At 48.4% G+C, this 17,981-nt stretch carries 19 protein-coding genes and 1 riboswitch; of the genes, 7 read left to right on the top strand and 12 right to left on the bottom strand.

Features of this window, described 5'->3' with window-relative positions:
- Positions 1-34 precede the first annotated feature (34 nt).
- The 6 genes from menC to ACXAJH_RS12395 all read right to left on the bottom strand — a co-directional run bounded on the left by menC (position 35) and on the right by ACXAJH_RS12395 (position 7,471).
- Positions 35-1,138, bottom strand: coding sequence for an o-succinylbenzoate synthase (menC, locus tag ACXAJH_RS12420; protein WP_474969261.1), 1,104 nt, complete (start codon positions 1,136-1,138; stop codon positions 35-37).
- The gene (locus ACXAJH_RS12415) at positions 1,135-2,592 is read right to left on the bottom strand and encodes an o-succinylbenzoate--CoA ligase (protein ID WP_474989603.1); all 1,458 of its coding nucleotides are present in this window, start codon (positions 2,590-2,592) and stop codon (positions 1,135-1,137) included. Before ACXAJH_RS12415 ends, menC begins: the two co-directional genes overlap by 4 nt.
- A 77-nt stretch (positions 2,593-2,669) precedes the next feature.
- A complete protein-coding gene (menB, locus tag ACXAJH_RS12410) occupies positions 2,670-3,488 on the bottom strand; it encodes a 1,4-dihydroxy-2-naphthoyl-CoA synthase (protein ID WP_206933628.1) in 819 nt (272 codons plus the stop codon).
- Between the two features lie 59 nt (positions 3,489-3,547).
- The gene (menH, locus tag ACXAJH_RS12405) at positions 3,548-4,345 is read right to left on the bottom strand and encodes a 2-succinyl-6-hydroxy-2,4-cyclohexadiene-1-carboxylate synthase (protein ID WP_474994106.1); all 798 of its coding nucleotides are present in this window, start codon (positions 4,343-4,345) and stop codon (positions 3,548-3,550) included.
- Positions 4,335-6,080, bottom strand: coding sequence for a 2-succinyl-5-enolpyruvyl-6-hydroxy-3-cyclohexene-1-carboxylic-acid synthase (gene menD, locus ACXAJH_RS12400; protein WP_474994104.1), 1,746 nt, complete (start codon positions 6,078-6,080; stop codon positions 4,335-4,337). Before menD ends, menH begins: the two co-directional genes overlap by 11 nt.
- Positions 6,080-7,471 (bottom strand): isochorismate synthase, encoded by a 1,392-nt coding sequence (locus ACXAJH_RS12395; protein WP_474989607.1) that lies wholly within the window; start codon positions 7,469-7,471, stop codon positions 6,080-6,082. Before ACXAJH_RS12395 ends, menD begins: the two co-directional genes overlap by 1 nt.
- Positions 7,472-7,694: 223 nt before the next feature.
- Between ACXAJH_RS12395 and ACXAJH_RS12390 the strand changes: the two genes are divergently transcribed.
- From ACXAJH_RS12390 to ACXAJH_RS12380, 3 genes are all read left to right on the top strand, one after another.
- On the top strand, positions 7,695-8,636 hold the full coding sequence (locus ACXAJH_RS12390; RefSeq protein WP_474969266.1) for a 1,4-dihydroxy-2-naphthoate polyprenyltransferase: 942 nt from the start codon (positions 7,695-7,697) through the stop codon (positions 8,634-8,636).
- A gap of 133 nt (positions 8,637-8,769) precedes the next feature.
- Positions 8,770-9,156, top strand: coding sequence for a hotdog fold thioesterase (locus tag ACXAJH_RS12385; RefSeq protein ID WP_474970430.1), 387 nt, complete (start codon positions 8,770-8,772; stop codon positions 9,154-9,156).
- Between the two features lie 33 nt (positions 9,157-9,189).
- Complete coding sequence (locus tag ACXAJH_RS12380; RefSeq protein ID WP_474969267.1) at positions 9,190-9,570, top strand: TraR/DksA C4-type zinc finger protein; 381 nt, start codon at positions 9,190-9,192, stop codon at positions 9,568-9,570.
- 39 nt (positions 9,571-9,609) lie between these two features.
- Here the strand turns inward: ACXAJH_RS12380 and ACXAJH_RS12375 are convergent, their stop codons facing one another.
- Both ACXAJH_RS12375 and ACXAJH_RS12370 read right to left on the bottom strand, forming a co-directional pair.
- Complete coding sequence (locus tag ACXAJH_RS12375; RefSeq protein ID WP_474971120.1) at positions 9,610-9,918, bottom strand: hypothetical protein; 309 nt, start codon at positions 9,916-9,918, stop codon at positions 9,610-9,612.
- A 237-nt stretch (positions 9,919-10,155) separates the two neighbouring features.
- The gene (locus ACXAJH_RS12370) at positions 10,156-10,758 is read right to left on the bottom strand and encodes an ECF transporter S component (RefSeq protein ID WP_027956467.1); all 603 of its coding nucleotides are present in this window, start codon (positions 10,756-10,758) and stop codon (positions 10,156-10,158) included.
- 160 nt (positions 10,759-10,918) lie between these two features.
- Positions 10,919-11,065: riboswitch (FMN riboswitch) on the bottom strand.
- Between the two features lie 193 nt (positions 11,066-11,258).
- Between ACXAJH_RS12370 and ACXAJH_RS12365 the strand changes: the two genes are divergently transcribed.
- Together ACXAJH_RS12365 and ACXAJH_RS12360 are read left to right on the top strand one after the other, a co-directional pair.
- The gene (locus ACXAJH_RS12365) at positions 11,259-11,969 is read left to right on the top strand and encodes a hypothetical protein (RefSeq protein ID WP_474994102.1); all 711 of its coding nucleotides are present in this window, start codon (positions 11,259-11,261) and stop codon (positions 11,967-11,969) included.
- 281 nt (positions 11,970-12,250) lie between these two features.
- Positions 12,251-12,958, top strand: a complete 708-nt coding sequence (locus ACXAJH_RS12360; protein WP_474969270.1) for a hypothetical protein — start codon at positions 12,251-12,253, stop codon at positions 12,956-12,958.
- A gap of 49 nt (positions 12,959-13,007) precedes the next feature.
- Here ACXAJH_RS12360 and ACXAJH_RS12355 read toward each other — a convergent pair whose 3' ends face one another.
- From ACXAJH_RS12355 to ACXAJH_RS12345, 3 genes are all read right to left on the bottom strand, one after another.
- A complete protein-coding gene (locus ACXAJH_RS12355) occupies positions 13,008-13,919 on the bottom strand; it encodes a methyl-accepting chemotaxis protein (protein ID WP_474994100.1) in 912 nt (303 codons plus the stop codon).
- A gap of 132 nt (positions 13,920-14,051) precedes the next feature.
- The gene (locus ACXAJH_RS12350) at positions 14,052-14,264 is read right to left on the bottom strand and encodes a hypothetical protein (RefSeq protein WP_474969272.1); all 213 of its coding nucleotides are present in this window, start codon (positions 14,262-14,264) and stop codon (positions 14,052-14,054) included.
- Between the two features lie 423 nt (positions 14,265-14,687).
- On the bottom strand, positions 14,688-15,686 hold the full coding sequence (locus tag ACXAJH_RS12345; protein ID WP_474994132.1) for a M20/M25/M40 family metallo-hydrolase: 999 nt from the start codon (positions 15,684-15,686) through the stop codon (positions 14,688-14,690).
- A 179-nt stretch (positions 15,687-15,865) separates the two neighbouring features.
- On the opposite strand from ACXAJH_RS12345, the gene ACXAJH_RS12340 reads away from it, so the two are divergent.
- On the top strand, positions 15,866-16,423 hold the full coding sequence (locus ACXAJH_RS12340) for a thioredoxin family protein (protein ID WP_474971117.1): 558 nt from the start codon (positions 15,866-15,868) through the stop codon (positions 16,421-16,423).
- A 92-nt stretch (positions 16,424-16,515) separates the two neighbouring features.
- Positions 16,516-17,514: a potassium channel family protein gene (locus ACXAJH_RS12335; protein WP_474969275.1), complete on the top strand. Its 999-nt coding sequence runs from the start codon at positions 16,516-16,518 to the stop codon at positions 17,512-17,514.
- On the opposite strand, the gene ACXAJH_RS12330 is transcribed toward ACXAJH_RS12335, so the two are convergent.
- Complete coding sequence (locus tag ACXAJH_RS12330; protein ID WP_474969276.1) at positions 17,497-17,913, bottom strand: YugN-like family protein; 417 nt, start codon at positions 17,911-17,913, stop codon at positions 17,497-17,499. The two genes, ACXAJH_RS12335 and ACXAJH_RS12330, sit on opposite strands and share 18 nt — an antisense overlap.
- Positions 17,914-17,981: the final 68 nt, after the last annotated feature.

The following is a 17,981-nucleotide window of genomic DNA, read 5'->3' as shown; positions in this document are numbered from 1 at the left end:
GTGTGAACCATGAAGGGAAAGGTTATGAGTCCATTTAGGAAAGGAGATGGGTGGAAGACAGCTGTGTTGCCTCTGCCAGCTTTTCCTCATCGACTTCTATGCCGATCCCATGACCTTGAGGCACAGGTAAGGCGCCTTTCTGCACTTTCAAGGGAGGCTTTACAATATCAGCTTCAAAATAACGCGTCGACCCGGACAAGTCTCCCGGTATGGTGAAATTAGGCAGAGAGGCAAGGGCAAGGTTATGGGCTTTGGATATCCCTGATTCCACCATACCCCCGCACCACACCGGTACTCCGGATGCGGCACAGAAATCATGGATTTCTTTGGCGGCCGCCAATCCTCCTACACGGCTGATTTTCACATTGATAATCCGGCAGCTTCCCAATTCAACCGCCTGTACAGCATCTTGAAATGAGGTCACCGATTCATCCAGGCAGATCGGTGTCTGCATCTGTTTCTGTAGCTGCTGGTGCAGATAAAAATCGCCGGAACGGAAAGGCTGCTCTATCATCAGCAGGCCATAACGATCCAAAGCGGTCAAATTCTCCATATCCGCTTCATCATACTGCCCGTTCCCGTCGATCATAATGGGCAGATCCGGAGAAGCAGCCCGAACCGATTCAATCATTTCCCGTTCCTTCCCTTTGATGATTTTAAGCTTATACCTTTCATAGCCCTCCATCTGCAGTTCAGCAATATCCTGCTCAAGGTGGTCACTCAGACTAAGGACAGCTCCCGCCTGTACCATCTTCCTCGTTCCACCGATCAAAGAGGCAAGGCTTGTTTCCTTCTGTTTGGCATAAAGATCCCAGACAGCGCCTTCCAATCCTGCTTTGGCCATCGGGTGGCCCTGCACGGAAGCTGCGATTTCCTGAAACTGCGCTGGGTGGGAAAGGGCGTTTCCCGCCAACAAAGGGATAAGAAAACCCTCGAGGACATGCCATGCCGTGGCTGTCGTTTCATACGTATAAAAAGGCTCTGGAAATGCCGTCACCTCTCCATATCCGGTCAAGCCTGAGCGATCGTGAGCTTCAACGATAATAAGCGGACGTGACGTTAGACTTCCCCTTTTCGTACGGAAGGGATGTTTCATCTTCAGCTCAATTTTTTTGAGGATGATTTTCTCGATTTTCATCGGTCCCCGCCCTCTGTCAGGGAAAACAATTCCCTTCTCAGTAACTTGTTGGAGGCGTTTCGCGGCAGCTCCTGAACCCAGTATATATCAGCCGGCTGCTTATATTTCGCCAGCCTTTCATGGACATAACGGTAGATGTCCTCATCCCTGATCGTCTCATCCTCCGCCACAAGGAAAGCTGCCGGCACTTCCCCCCAGCGATCGTCCGGACGCCCCGTAACGCCGGCCTCTTTAATACCAGGGATTTCTGTAAGCACGCTTTCTATTTCAGCAGGGTACACGTTTTCACCGCCGGAAATAATCATATCCTTCACACGGTCGACGACATATAAAAAGCCGTCCTCATCCTGATACCCAAGATCCCCGGTATGAATATAAGGTTCCTGCCGTGCAGGGCGGTTATAATAGCCTTTCGAAACCATCGGACCTTGGACAATGATTTCTCCAATCTCCCCGGGAACCGGACTGTCGATCCACAGCTCGGCAAGGCTCAATGCTTTTCCTGCAGATCCCGCTTTATCAAAAGCGGAAGCAGGGCTCAATGTCGCAATTTGTGAGGAGGTTTCCGTCATCCCATAGGTCTGGAAAACAGGGATTCCCTTTTGAGAGCAGTTCTTTAACAGCACGTTCGGAACGGGGCCGCCTCCGAGCAGCATGCAGCGGAACGTATCCGGATAGCCGGATGAACCCGCCCGTTTCACAAGATGCTGGAGCATCACCGTAACGACAGACGCATGGGTCACGCCCTTATTCATCACAGCTTCATGGACCTGCTCTTGATCGAATTTAGCCATAAGGTACACGGACATTCCGTAAACCACACTCTTGATCAATACAGAAAAACCGCCGACGTGAAAAAGCGGCAGGCAGGTGAGCCACTTGTCATCAGGCGTCAAACCAAGGTTGAAAGCGGAAGCAGCCGCACTATACCAATGGTTGCCATAGGTGTGAATCACGGCTTTTGGATTTCCTGTCGTTCCGGATGTGTACATCATCGTATAGGGAGCATCAAAATCAATCTCTTTTTTCAATTCCCCTTCCTCCCTGCTCCCGGAAGGTTCATTCCTGCACTCCACAGCCTTCACCCCTGTTTGTTCAACAACTTGGTGTGCTTTCTCTCTTAAAGAGGCTGCGAAAAACATTCGGGAGACATCGGCATCCTGAAGCTGATAAGAGATTTCAGGGACTGTCAGCCTTGTATTCAACAAGACGACGACAGCTCCTATATAACTGACCGCATGGATGAACACAGGAAAATGAATATCGTTTCCTGAAAGAAAAGCAATATGATCACCTTCCTCCACTCCCATACGTTTCAAGTAATGGGCCGTCTGCCGGCTTCTTTCCTGAAGTTCAGAAAATGTCCAAACGTCTCCTTCTGGTGTTTCCAGTGCTGTTTTTTCCGGATTTAAAAAGGCTTGTTTATCCAGCCAGTGAGGAATCTTTTCCCCCATATCGTTCTCTCCTTTCGTTCATTGGAAAAGGGGCATTCCCTTCTTTGGAATGCCCCTTCGTTTATGATGTCCACGTATTAAGGGAAACGAGGGAACTGATCGAAATCAGGTTTTCTCTTTTCCTTAAAGGCGTCGCGGCCTTCTTTTGCTTCATCGGTTGTGTAGTAAAGAAGTGTTGCGTCTCCACCCATTTGCTGCAGACCGGCAAGACCATCTGTATCTGCGTTGAAGGAAGCCTTCAAGAAACGCAGAGCTGTCGGGGATTTATCCAGCATTTCTCGGCACCATTGAACCGTTTCTGCTTCAAGCTCCTCCAAAGGAACGACCGTGTTGACAAGTCCCATGTCTTCCGCTTCTTTTGCACTGTATTGACGGCACAGGTACCAGATTTCACGGGCTTTCTTATGGCCGACGATACGCGCAAGAAGACCAGCGCCGTAACCGGCGTCAAAGCTGCCGACTTTCGGTCCAGTCTGGCCGAAGATCGCATTATCAGCAGCAATCGTCAGGTCACAGACAATATGTAGGACGTGACCTCCACCAATAGCATAACCGGAAACCATAGCTACGACCGGTTTAGGAATAACACGGATCAAACGTTGAAGATCCAGGACGTTCAAGCGTGGGATCTGGTCGTTGCCGACATATCCACCGTGCCCACGTACTTTCTGGTCACCTCCGGCACAAAATGCATCATCACCGGCTCCGGCAAGAACAATCACACCAATTCTGGAATCGTCACGGGCATAGGCAAATGCGTCGATCAGTTCGGAAACCGTCTGTGGACGGAACGCGTTGCGGACCTCCGGACGATTTATCGTAATTTTAGCAATCCCTTCGAAACGCTCGTACATAATATCTTCGTACTCGCGATCTTGAATCCAATCAAAAGACATATCATTTCCTCCTTCATTATATTTCATCTATATACCCTCATGAAAAACGCTTTCATTGACTATTTTAACATGAAGCTATCTACAATTTTAGCAAAAATTCGCGGTTTCTCAAGGTGTACGGCATGTCCGGCCCCTTCCACCTCTTTCCAATGGACTTCAGGCAGCAGTTCAGACATCTGTTTATTGATGTTTTGGAACTTCTCATCCTCTGCCCCTGTAATAAGACAGACAGGAACGGTTAAAGTGGTTAACTGTTCCCACCACGACGGTTGATGGCCCGTCCCCATTCCCGAAAGTGATTCCGCAAGACCCCGGCCCTGCTGGCTGAGGCGCTCACTCCGGATCTGCTGCTTCCTCTCTTCCGGAAGGCGGTCCTGCGTACGGAAGAGAGGCATCTGCTCCCAGTAATCAACGAAAGCATTCAGACCTTCCCGCAGAAGCATATCAGCCAGCGCTTTATCCTTTGCCTGTCTCGCCAGCTGTTCTTCCGTTGAAGCAAGACCCGGAGAAGCACTTTCCAGCAGGATACTTTTCACTTTATCTGGGTAAAGCATAGCGAAGGAAAGCGCAGCCCTGCCGCCCAGTGAATATCCAAGCAGATGAACCTGTTCGATCTCCAAACGATCAAGTAGTTCATGAAGATCCCTGCAGAAGCGCTCCATGGAAATCGCCCCCATCGGACCTGTGCTCCCATGGCCGGGCAGGTCGACTTTAACAATATCATAAGATCCTGTTACATACGACAATACCTCGTCAAAGGTCCCGGACGTACCGGTAAATCCGTGAAGAAGGAGGAGAGGCTCTCCTCTTCCTGTCCGCTCCACTCCGTATTCGCGGCCGTTTATATTACTGTTCATCGTTTCCCCTCCACCGTATCACTGCATCATGCACATCATTCCAACGTGTATTATGAAAGTCGACATGGTCCTTACGGCTGACCATTGCTTCAATCACCGTCAGCTGTTGGGACGAGGCGCTTTCGGACACCGCCTGCCGGTACTCCTCCCACGTCTGCACGCGTAAGTGGCGGCCTCCATACATTTCAACCGCCGGCTTCAAGTCGAGTCCAAGCGGCGTCCCAAACAGTTCCTCAAAATGCTTCGGATCCTTAGACTGAGGCAGATAAGAAAAAATGCCTCCCCCATCATTATTGATGACGACAATGGTCAAAGGAAGCCCCTGACTTTTCGCCATCCAAAGACCGTTCATATCATGGAAGAAAGAAATATCCCCAAGAAGCAGTGTTGTTTTCTGTCCGGCCGCCGCCGTACCGAGCGCTGTACTAATGACACCGTCAATCCCGTTGGCTCCCCGGTTGGCCATCATGGTCACCCGCTTCGGCGTCGACATGAAGAAACTGTCAACATCCCGGATCGGCATACTGTTTCCAATAAAAAAGGTGGACTGATCCGGAAGAGCCTCAGCGAGGTAAGCCACCGCATGCCCTTCGTTCAACGCTTTACCCGGGTCTTTCATCATTTCAGTTTTGGCAATCGTGTTCATCTGCTGCCACTCTGCAAGCCACGGTGTCTGAACATTCCCCTCCGGAAGTTCAGCAGCTAACCGGCGGCAGAGTTCCACGGATTCTGCCCAGATATACTGGACAGCAAGCCCTGCCGGCTCCCGGTATCCGGGTTCATCATCGACAACAAAATGTTCGACGGCCTCCTTATGGTGCTGAACCCACTTCAAGTACGTTTTGGATACAGGCATGGCTCCAAAACGGAGAATGTAGTCCGGCTTCATGTTCTCTTTTACCCAGGAGGATTTCAGCAGGGCCCCGTAACTTTCAATAACATGCCGTTTATCGTGATCCCCGGCCCTGAGCTGGGATAAAGGATCAGCAAAAACCGGAATGCCGAGGCGGGCAGCCAGGTCCGTGACAGCTTCCGCGAGCTCCTCATCAATTTGAGGACCTACGACGATCAGTCCTTTATCCAAACGTCCAAGCTGCTCCAACAGATGACTGAGCGCCTGTGAATCGAGCTGTTTTTTCCCTGCTGAAGGAACCGGAACGGGAGGCGTGTCCCCGCGCCAGGCCCCTTCCAGGGAAAAGTCAGGGATGAGCGGCTCCCTGAAAGGAAGGTTTAAGTGAACCGGACCCTGCTGTCCAGTGACGGCCTCCCCTACAGCTCTTGCCGCCTGTCTTCGTGCATACATGAAGTTATTTTCCTCGGGAAGCGCTAAATCCACATGGAATTTTGCGTAACTGCCATACATCTGGAGCTGATTGATGGCCTGAGGAGCACCGGTTTCACGCAGCTCGTGCGGCCTGTCCGCTGTCAGAACTACGAGTGGAACACGGCTGTAGTACGCTTCCACGACAGCGGGATAATAGTTGGCGGCGGCTGTCCCGGACGTACAGACAAGAGCCACCGGCTCATTGGTCTGCCTGGCTATCCCCAAGGCAAAAAAAGCAGCTGAGCGTTCATCAAGGTGAACCCAGTGTTTCACCTCTGAATGCTCAGCAAATGTCAGGGCCAGCGGCGTAGACCGGGACCCCGGAGAAATAACAACCTGTCTCACTCCTGAAAATGCAAGCTGGTCGACAAAATGTGTCACATACTTCGTTAAAGCTTCCACATGTCCCATTACAAGCCTCCTAAAACTGTCAGCATCGGCTTAAGTTTAACAGCCGTTTCCTCATATTCCGCCTGTGGGTCGGAATCTTCCACCACACCACATCCCGCAAATAAGGACGCCTTATCCTGTTGAATAAGCGCGGAGCGGATGGCCACCGCGAACTCGCCGTTATTCTTTGCATCAAACCAGCCTACAGGTCCGGCATACCACCCTCTGTTCAAACGCTCATACTGACGGATATAGGAAACGGCTTCCTTCTGCGGCATCCCGCCTAAGGCTGGTGTCGGGTGAAGTTTTTCAACAACATCCAGAAGCGTATACCCTTCATCCAGTACGGCCGTTACAGGCGTATACAAGTGCTGAAGATTTTTCAACGGGTACAGCACAGGAGCTTCCGGAATCGAGACTGCGCTGGAACAGGCTTCCACCGCCTCTTTAATCATATCTACGACAAATTGATGTTCCTGGCGGTTTTTTGAATCGTTCAACAGCTCCAGCCCGAGTGCCTCGTCCTCTTCAGACGTAGCTCCCCGCGGTATTGTTCCTGCCAGACAGGTAGATACAAGCGTGCGGCTTTCAAGCTTGGCAAGCCGCTCAGGAGTAGCGCCGACAAAGTAATCCCCCTGGCTCTCAAAGGCGAAAATATAGCTGTTCGGCTGTGAATCAGCGAGCTCCTTAATCACAGAAGCGGCCTGAACAGCATCCTGAAACTTCAGACGCAGTTCCCTGGCCAGGACAACTTTGCTGATTTTTCCCTGTCTGATATCTTCTGTTGCTTTCTTCACCGTTTCTTTCCATTGGGCAGGCTCTATTTCCTCCCTGCCAGTCACTACGGGAAATAATGGTTCAAAAGTTTCGGATTGAAGCAGCATTCCGCGCTGCTCCAAAAGCTGATGGACCATCTGCTTCAAATGGTCTTCGGGGAAAATGAGAACATTCATCGTTAAGTAAGAAGCCCCGTCCACTTTCGTGAGCAGAAAAGCCGGAATTGTCATCTGACTGTCGGGGAAGCTTTCCCACAGACGTTCCTCCGCTTCTCCGGGATCAAAGCTGAACCCCCCCAAGGCGGTTAATCCTGTACCCTTTTTCTGATAATCGTCATAGACAACAGCATTGTCCATAAGCTTCTGCCACAATCTCTGCACTTCCTGAAAACGATCAGCACGTTCGGCGTAAAGCTGGCTGGCCCGTCCGATGCCGACCATCGTCAAGTCATTATCCGCACTCTGCCAGAACGTCCGGTGAAGATCAACCGCCTCACCGGTATGAAAAAACTGAAAAGCATCCATATCATCTATATGTTCAACGATACTTATACATTGAGGTTCCCCAAGAAGATGCGCTCTCTGAAGGGCTTCCCCTGCTATTTCTTCTATATGAGGGGCCTTCGTATGAAGCATATTCATTCCTCCCATTCCTTAAGGGACGTTGAGTAATCCATATTTACTACACAGTTAAATGGAACTGCATGCACCACTCTCTATTTTATTCTCTTTTTTCTATTGACTCAAGAAATCTTACCTTCCAGGAGCATTTTCACCGAATGATTGACACCCCGGGACTCTTTCCCTAAACTTAAATTGTTATCATAAAAATTGTAGAATGACAAGGGAGAGAACATCCATGAGTTCCATACAAAACCAAAATATAAAAGCTTCCTTGAATGAACGTGAAGGTTTTCAGGTGTGGTGGAGACTGCTGCGCCCCCACACCTTGACGGCTGCTTTTGTCCCCGTTTTCGTCGGGACGATGCTGGCCGCCATCGAACAGTCCTTTAATTTCTGGTTGTTCGCAGCCATGCTGCTGGCTTCCATTCTCATTCAAGCGGCTACGAACATGTTTAACGAATACTACGATTATGTCAGGGGGCTGGATAATGAGAACTCCGTCGGCATTGGAGGGACCATTGTCCGTGACGGGATCCGTCCGCAGATGGTATTGCTGCTGGCTCTCAGCTTTTTCGCTGCTGCCGGACTGCTCGGTGTCTATATATGTGCCTCCTCCAGCTGGTGGGTGGCTGCTGTCGGACTGGTATCCATGTTGTTCGGTTATCTTTACACCGGCGGACCGTTTCCCATCGCCTATACACCGCTCGGTGAACTGACAGCAGGCTTCTTTATGGGCACCATCATAATAGCGATCAGCTACTATATCCAAACGATGACGCTAACCGCAGATGTGCTGATCGTTTCTGTTCCCGTCGCCATCTTCGTCGGCTGCATCCTGTTAGCGAACAATATCCGCGACAGGGAAAACGACGCTGAAAACGGCAGGAAAACGTTAGCGATCCTTTTCGGCCATAAAGGATCCATCCGCTTTTTGACAGCTCTCTTTGCCATCGCTTATCTTTGGACGGCTGTCCTAATGATGATCGGCCTCCTGCCATGGTGGTCGCTGGTGACTCTCATTAGTTTAGGAAAAGCCAGAAAGGCCATTCAGGGATTTATAGGAAAAAAAGAACCCCTGGAAATGATGCCGGCTATGAAAGCAACAGCGCAGACGAATACCCTGTATGGATTCCTACTCGGATTGTCGCTGCTTATACAACTGTACTTCCCTCTTTGATATAAAAGGGAAACGGCGTAAACACATTACACCATTGTCTGAAAGAAGGATGGAGAACCATCCTTCTTTTCTATAGGTTTGACCATTGGATCAATGGGAATATTACATAAAGGATGGGATGACTATGAATGAGATGATGATGAAGAATACATTGATGGAAGCCCTGGGAATGGAAGTCATGAAAGCAGAACCGGATGAAGTGGAAATGCGCATGCCAGTGGATGCCCGTACTCATCAGCCGATGGGGTTCCTCCACGGCGGTGCGAACGTTGCCCTGGCTGAAAGCGCCGCAAGTATCGGCGGATTTTTAAACATCGATACCAACGAGCAGCAGGTCTTCGGTATTGAAATCAACGCCAACCATATAAAGAGCGCAAGAGAAGGCTGGGTGACAGCAACAGCGGTCCCTTCCCATATCGGTAAAACGACAATGGTGTGGGAAATCCGTATCGTCCATGAATCCGGCACGCTGCTCTGTATTTCCAGATGCACCCTCGGGGTTGTTCCTTTAAAAAAGTAAGCCATCCTTATAAAAAGGAAGGAGACATGAAGCATGTTATCAGACAAGCAGATTCAACAATTCAAACAACAGATCATAGAAATGAAAGAAGAAGCTGAACAGGAAATGGAAAAGTACAAAGAGGATGATGCCAAGGAGCTTTATCCGAATGACCGGACAGGGGAAATTTCCAGCGTCGCGGACCACCCGGGAAACCTTGGTACAGATCAGCACGAACGGGAAAAACGCCAGACGTTTTATGAACAGGCAAGGGAGAAGCACATGGCAGCGGAAGATGCCCTGAAACGAATCGAGGAAGGCCGTTACGGCGTCAGTGAGAAATCAGGGGACCCAATCCCTGTCGAAAGACTTGAAGCTCTTCCAACCGCCCGCTACACCGTTGAAGAAGAACGGGAAATAGAAAAGGATGCCTGATAAAAAGGATGCCGTCATCAAAACGGCATCCTTTTTTTGTCAATCCATCTCCCGAAGCTGTTCGGAAGGTTCTTCATCTAAATCCGGCTCTTCTTCGTCCATATTGAACGGCGTATCCCGTTCCCCGTTCTGACGCACATCCCTTTCATAATCCCGTCTCATTTCATCGATGTCCTGGTGCTCCCGGTTGTTGCGGAAACGCTGTTCCTCCGGCATTTCATTCCTATCTGTACGTTCATAACGGGCAGGCTCATAATTGATATCCTCCGGCCCATCCTCGTTCCCGTTCATTCCGCAGCCACTTAATGTAACCATCACCAGCAAAGCAGCTCCCATGATTTTTTTCATCCATAAACACCTCTTTCAAAATAGTAAGAGCATGTTTACTTTCTCCTTTTACGATGCTTTTACACATAGGAGAACGCACTGGTTTTCCAGCTCATAGATAAAGACCCTGACACCCCAGCCAGCATCTTGAAAAAAAACCTTATGTTTTTCTATAAGTGAAGGATATTCTTTCCTCTATATCATTTTCCTTTTCGATATAAAGAGAGCCGGCGAGTTCATAACTCGCCGGCTCTCCCTTTACGCTGCGGATGAGGACCGCGGACTTTTCTGTTCGATCCAAGGTTTCATCCGTACAAAGAGCAGGGTGAACAGTGCACTCACAATGATTCCTTTAAGAGCATTGAATGGCAGAATCCCTGCTACTACTGTTATCCATTTCACTTGTGCACTCATCGTTTCCCATCCCATGAACCAGCTGTAAGCCGGAAGGATGACAAAGTAGTTCAGTACACCCATGCCGAACGCCATAATCAGAGAACTCGTCACAAGTCCTGATACAAGCGATTTAACACTCTTGAATTTATGATAGATCATCGTAACCGGAAGGATAAACAAGAGGCCTGCGGCAAAGTTTGCGACCACTCCCACCGGATCTCCTGCACCGGTATATATAAAATAAAGACCATTTTTTAACGCTTCAACAAGGATGCCTGCTGCGGGTGTAAACATGATGCCTGCAAGCAGGGCAGGAACATCACTGAAATCCACTTTCAAGTACTGCGGAAGCAGCGGCAGCGGAAAGTTCAGCAGCATCAGAACCATGGAAATGGTCCCAAACAAAGCAATCGTAATCAATGTAAATAATTTTCTTGATGACTGAGCCGGATAACGGTTCATCATCGATCTCCCCCTTCATCTTTACACATTGATTCACATCCCAGATGAAGGTGAGCGGCTGAGCCTGACCAATAAAAAAACCCCTGAAGCATTGGGCTTAGGGATGGTCTTGGTCCACGGCTAAATAGAGGCAGCATATCTAGCATGCGCTGCCTGTTCCGCTCGACATCTTCTCCCATCCAGACTGTAACTGTCGGTCCCGGACTCTCACCAGGTCAGCCATGCAGAAGAACTGCACGGGTCACGGACTTAAAGGTCACTATGCCTTCTTACCGTCGGTCGGGAATTTCACCCTGCCCCGAAGATGGAATCAATATAATTTTGTATCTTTATTTTATACAAAACCTGTACTCTGTGCAAGCAGGAAGTTCTGACGGCCGTTTCCCTCCTCTGTTTTGATCAAAAAGCAGATCTGTTAAATCTATCATTGGCCTACACCGGCTATCCGGGGATGAATACGATACCAATGTACCACACAATATTATGGATAAAGGTGGAAAAACATGGCGAATTGCAGGAAAGTTTCCGTTCCAGGGAAACTGCCGATAAAGTTTCCTAAGAAAAAAGAGAAAGGCGAGACAAAACATGACTGTCCATCCGGATGTAAGTGTCATTTTAAAAAGCCTGAACGTAAGCCCGCCAAACTAAACAGTGACTGCTTCGTAGAAAATGCTCTGGTTGGGACAAAACAGGTACAAAAAGTAGCTGAATCCACCCTGCCACTCGGTTTATTCGCAGCTACTGGAATTACAATTGGCAGCCTGGTGTCTGTAGAAGTCGTTCCTAATCTGGAGAATATCACTATGAACGCCCGGATCATTAAAAACAAAGTCGTCAACATTGGCTTAATTCCGGCTGTAGTGACTGTCAGTTTCCTTGATAACGATGGTGCCTTGGGAGCCGGTGTATTGAATACTTCCGTCCCATTCCAAGCCCACACGGATTTCCCCGGGGCATGTCCGGAAGATACCCTGACAGAAACACCACTCGAAGTCGAAGGGATTTTTACGCAGGAGGGAGTTCCCGTTGTCGATCTGGCTGGATTAGGGCTGGTAGACGGGATCATTGTGAAAATCATTCTTCAAACCACCATTACGGTTACAAGACCTGTCATTCGTGACGCGCACGGCAACGTTTGTGATTTGAACCCCAACCGCTGCAGGCAGGACACAGAAACTTCATCCTTCACTTTCTCCGGATCCGAAGACGACTAAATTTTTCATTTGGAAGGAAAGAGAGCTTATCGATAAGCTCTCTTTTATCATTCCATTACCTATCATTCCTTAAAACAAATGCCCTTCTGTGCGGAGTCCATGACCGATAAACCGGTTTGCTGCAGACAGCCGCGTCCGTGATCAGGAAGTTCTTTCAGCAGCATCTAAACGAATCTTACAGCCTATTCCAGTAAATCTATCACACCGGCCTACACCGTCCATCTCTTCAGGAATAGTATACCTATGTACAACACAAATTTATTGATAAAGGTGGAAGAAATATGGCGCACTGCAGGAAAATTTCCGTGCCCGGGAAACTGCCGATGAAGTTTCCTAAGAAAAAAGAGAAAGGCGAGAAAAAACAGTATTGTCCGTCCGGATGTAAGTGCAGCTTCAAAAAACCTGAAATGAAGCCGGCTAAACTAAACAGCGACTGCTTTGTAGAAAATGCTCTGGTCGGTACAAAAGAAGTGCAGAAGGTTGCTGAAACAACGCTTCCTCTATCCCTTTTTGGTGCAATTACTATTGCCGGAATCTTATCAATTGAAGTCGTTCCTGACTTGAATAACATCACAATGAATGCAAGAATCATCAAAAATAAAGTCGTTAACATCGGACTGATCCCCGCTACAATCAACATCCGTACAAACATTCTAGGGTTGGAATTAGTTACCCTTTCGACAACCATTCCGTTCCAGGAACACACAGATTTCCCTGGTGCATGCCCGCAGGACACCCTGCAGGAATCACCGCTTGAAGTTGAAGGAATCTTCACTCAGGAAGGAGTTCCTGTAGTAGATTTAGCTGGATTGAGTCTTGTCGATGGAATCCTTGTGAAAATCATCCTTAAAACAACCATTACCGTCACCCGCCCGGTTATCCGGGATGCCCACGGCAATGTTTGCGACTTAAACAAGGACCGGTGCCAAAACAGCATGACACCTCCATCCTTCACCTTCCCAGCTCCAGATGATACAGGGATCCTATAATTAATAAGGGGGCCTATCAGGTGATAGGCCCCCTTATTTTTCTGACATGCTATATCATTTCCTTCAAGGACTGCGCTTCTTTGTTAACGGCTTCTCCTGCTTCGACAACCTGCTGGTAGCCACGGGATGCACCATCAAGTTTATTCAGTGCTTTCATCAGTTCCTTCTGAATCATCTCGGTTCCTTGATTGATACGAGAAATCTCCTGCGTAATCTGGTCCACATTTTCCCGGACTTCTCCAATGGAATGCTCCACTTTGTTGGAGAGCTTCCGGACTTCCTTCGCAACCACATCAAATCCTCGACCGTGCTCCCCGGCCCTTGCGGCTTCTATAGCAGCATTCAATGACAAAAGATTCGTCTGGGAGGCAATATCCTTAATGGTCTTCACGACCCCCTGGATGTTCTGCGCCTGTATTTTCAAACCTTCCAGTGTTTTCGTGTTCTCTTTGGAAGTCTCATTAATGAGAGCAATCTGACTGTTCAAAGCCTCATGCTCCTCCATCCCTTCCTCAGCCCTGGTGTTCAAGTCCAAGGATACACTCTGAAGCTTTTCCACCGTTCCATTTAATTCATTCTGCCTCGCTGTGATGTCAGAAGCCACCTTCATTATCCCTGTTATGCTCCCATTCTTATATACAGGCATATAAGTAGCTTCCAGCCACACTTCATGACCTGATGCATCTTTGCGCTTGATCTTATCCTGAAAGCTTTTCCCATTCCACAACGCACGCCAGAATTGTTCATAGGCGTTGCTTTCCGTGAAATCACTGAAGCAGAACTCCTTATGGTGCCTGCCTATCAAATCACGGCTCTTCCGATAGTTCATCGTCTGTGCAAAAATATCGTTCGCATAGGATACCCTGCGGTCCTTCCCAAAAAATATGAGGGCCAGATGATCTTCCACCGCTTTAAACAATTCGACATGGGTCGTTTCTTTTTCTACGACATCCCAATCCAAATTCCTCCGCCTCCAGAAATTGCAAAGTTTTTAAATCCAATCGTCTTGATTTCAGTATAACAGAGGCGGTTCCTGAAAAGTCTTGAAAATGAACCGGGATCATGTAAAAAAATGCATAAAAAAATCCCGCTCCTAATGAGCAGGACCATCCACTTTATCCGTCGCGTCCAACAGCAGCCTCAGTGTTGCAGACACCGTTGAGACGTCTACGAGGCCGTCTTCACTGTCTTTTACTTTTCCTAACTGAAGCATAATGTAGTCATCATACCCCTGAACGTGAATTTGGCCGGCATTGATTCTTCCTTTCAACATTACAATCTGCTGATGCAGTGCTTCACGGTCCATGCCGATCACTCCTTAACACTATAGAAGATTATATCGGCTAGTGTCTCCAAATATGCATAAAAATAAACAACATACTATAGGACATTAAGGGAGTGGCTCGTATAAAACACTTTACAGATAGATGGTTGGTGATATCGGACTTTGTGAGAGCCATTGTTTTTCATGTAAGATCCATTCAGCTGTTAAACATGGAGCTCAACAGCTGGATGGATCTATGAGTACTGGACACGATGGTTTGGACAAAAAGAGGATTGTCAAACAGGTGCCAATTTCTCTCTTCCCTATTACTTCAGGTGAATGAACGATGAGTGCCCGGTGATAACGCCTGCAGGAACCGCTGAGTCCGTGCCCGCAGTAAGCATCCACCGATAAGCGGTTCACAAAATCCCTGACTTATTGAAGGAAAAACAGGTTTCAATCTCTTTAATCATCCAGTGGATTTAAGCTTTCTTTTCCCGTCATGCCGGCAATCATATCGACAAGAAGGGTGATTTCCTCTTCTATATCCTCGATGCTCGCTGTTTCTACAGGGGAATGCATATACCGAAGCGGCAGGGAGACAAGACTGACCGGCACCCCTTTCCCTGTCAACCGCATCTTGTCAGCATCCGTACCTGTCGCTCTGGGAGTCAGTTCATATTGAACATCCATATCGAGAGAGGCGGCTGTCTTTTCCAGCAGTTGATTAATCTTGCGGTTAATTGGAGCTCCTTTAGCAAGTACCGGCCCCTTTTCAAGACGGACGTCCCCGTGTTTCCGCTTGTCTACACCCGGATAATCAGTAGCGAACGTCACGTCACAGGCAATGGCCATCGTAGGTTCTACGCCGGCTGCGGCAAAATAAGCGCCGCCCATATTCGTTTCTTCATTTACCGTGCTCGCTGCATATACACCGACATTCAATGTTTTCTCAGATAAGCGGCGCAGCACTTCTCCGACAACGAACTGGCCGGTCCGGTTATCAAGACCACGGCCGGCTATGTAACGGTCCATCAGGACTTCCGGTTCCCTTTTATAAACGGCCAGATCGCCAATCTGTACGAACTTTTCGACTTCCTCCTTGGACTTGGCCCCGCAGTCGATAAACAGTTCTTCAAGTCCGAAGTCTCCCTTCAGTCCACCATGGTGCTGGGCATTGACTCCAATGACGCCTGTTAACGTCCCGCCATGACCTTGAATACTCACTTTCATCCCAACGGCTGCTTTAGGGTTAATGCCGCCCATCTTATCGACATACACATACCCGTCCTCATCGATCCGATTGACGACAAGAGCAATTTCATCACAGTGACCGGCCAGCATGATTTTGAAATCCGCTTCCGGGTTGAGCACAGCAATCGCATTGCCGGCATGATCGGTTCGAATCTCATCTGCATACGGACGCATTTCTGCGATCCAGCGTTTTTGTATTTCCATCTCCATACTTGACGGAGACGGGGTATTTAACAATTCCAATAGAAAGTCCAGACGTTCTTTTTCCACAGGTAAACACCCTCCTTCGTAATTATCTTAACAAAAAACCAGACGGACTTCATACGGATGCATACTTCTGTTCTTTTTAGGGAAAAGGAATGGGTAGGCAATAGAAAGGAGAATTTCTTATGGACTTGAACCAGCAGTTTTACGAAGGCATGCATCCTCAGGAATATGTGGATCAGATGCAGTCCCACCAAAATGATTTTTTGTACATATATGAACACTTCTCTACACAAGTGGAGGATGTACCCCTTTTTGAAAACGTACAGAACAAACAGTGGAGAGCTTTGATACTGACCGAAGACTGGTGCGGCGATGCAATGCTGAACCTGCCTATTTTCCTCAGAATTGCAGAAGCCGGTCAGATCGATACGCGCTTTTTCCTCCGGGATGATAACCCGGAGCTGATGGACCGCTATTTAACAAATGGCACATCCCGATCGATTCCAAAAATTATTCTGATCGATCCAGAAGGGAAAGAATCAGCCGTCTGGGGTCCTCGGGCACCGGAGCTGGAACAGTACGTAGCCGATTCTCTGACAAGCCTCCCCGATAAAGAAGCACCGGATTATGAAGAAAAGCGCAGGGAAGTCCTGCTTTTCGTTACAAAAGCCTTCCGCGATAACCAGGAGCTATGGCAGTACGTCTATGAAGATATGAAACAGACCATCAAATCCCGATAAAGCAAAACCTGCTTTCTCCTTGAAGCAGGTTCTTTTTACGTTTGTTTTGCCCGGATTAAAGCCATACTGTAGGTAAAAAAGGGGGCCGGGTTATGCAGCACCTCATCCGCCTTTACTTTCAACTGCCTTTATTTGTCCGCCTGTTAAGTACGGTTTTCTTCACGATGACGTTATTCGGCATCATTATCCATATCATAGAACCTGAGAACTTCCCCACCTTTTTTGACGGATTATGGTGGGCATTCGTAACAGGTGCCACTGTTGGGTACGGGGACTATGTGCCTTTAAGTCCTGCCGGGAAAGCTGTGGCTATTCTATTAATCCTCTCTGGAGGAGGGCTCGTCACCTTTTATATGGCCACATTGTCTGCTTCTACGGTGAAGCATGAAACGAGTTTGTCCGAAGGTCGTGTTGCGTATAAGGGAGCCGATCACATTGTCCTGATCGGCTGGAACGAGCGGACCCGCCATTTGATTGATATGCTGCAGGACCAGAACCTTCACGAACGGATCGTTATGATTGACCAGACTATGAACCAGTTTTATCAGCGCCTGCCAAGCGTCCACTTTATCAGCGGCAGTGCGACAAATGAAGACACGCTGGAGCATGCCAATATTAAAGAAGCCCGAATGGCCATCATTACGGCCGACCCATCCATGGAAGAACAGCAGTCGGATCAGGCCGTGATCCATCAGATCGTCGCCTTGAAAGGGCATCACCCGGAATTGTTCATTATTGCGGAAGTACTGACGGACCGCCAGAAAATTAACGCGCAGCGGGCCGGCGCCAGTACGATCATCCGCTCCAATGACTTTATGAGCAGCCTGTTTTACCAGGAGCTTTACCGCAATGATCCAGTCAAACCATTTGAGCTCCTCCTTTCCCTGTTGACCGAGCGTCAATTTCACGAAGAGAAAGTTCCCGAAACACTCGCAGGCCACCCGATATTAACGGCATACGAGTTTTTCTTGAAAAAAGGATGCCAGATTATCGGCATCCGAAAAAATGGAGAGCTGTCGTTTCACCTTGACGAAAGCATCGAATTGGAAAAGGGAGATGAGCTCATATTGTTCTCACCTCTGAGAAAGTAGCACCTCTTCCGCGGCCTGAAGAAGTTCTTGACCTGATTGGATGTGTTCTTCCGGAAAAGAGGCATCTTTATCCACGGGCTCCTGGAACTGGTCAAAAATGGCCCGTATGTTTCCTTCTTTTACATTGTCGTCAAGGCCGGGATTGTATTTATGAGAAAGCAGAAACGGTTCCGTCATTTCGATCATGGCGTAATCGGAAGGGGCATCAAGGGATCCGGACGTCACTACAAAAGGCAGGCGGATAAATTGATAGCCGACGCGGTCGTCAATTTTATAATCAAAATAGCCGTGTTCATAATCCCAGTTGTCCGCCAGTTTAAATCCGATTGTTTTCAAAGCTGCTTCTGCATCCTGAAAAGAAAAGACCTGTCCCGTCAATGAAGAGGTTAAAGGTATCATTGTCATTCCTCCTTTATGTTTTACTATGCCCAATAAAAAAAAGCGCGGCTCATCCAATTCATGGATGA

Source organism: Halobacillus sp. ABD4_316, assembly GCF_056161385.1.
This window is presented reverse-complemented; position numbering and strand designations above follow the sequence as displayed.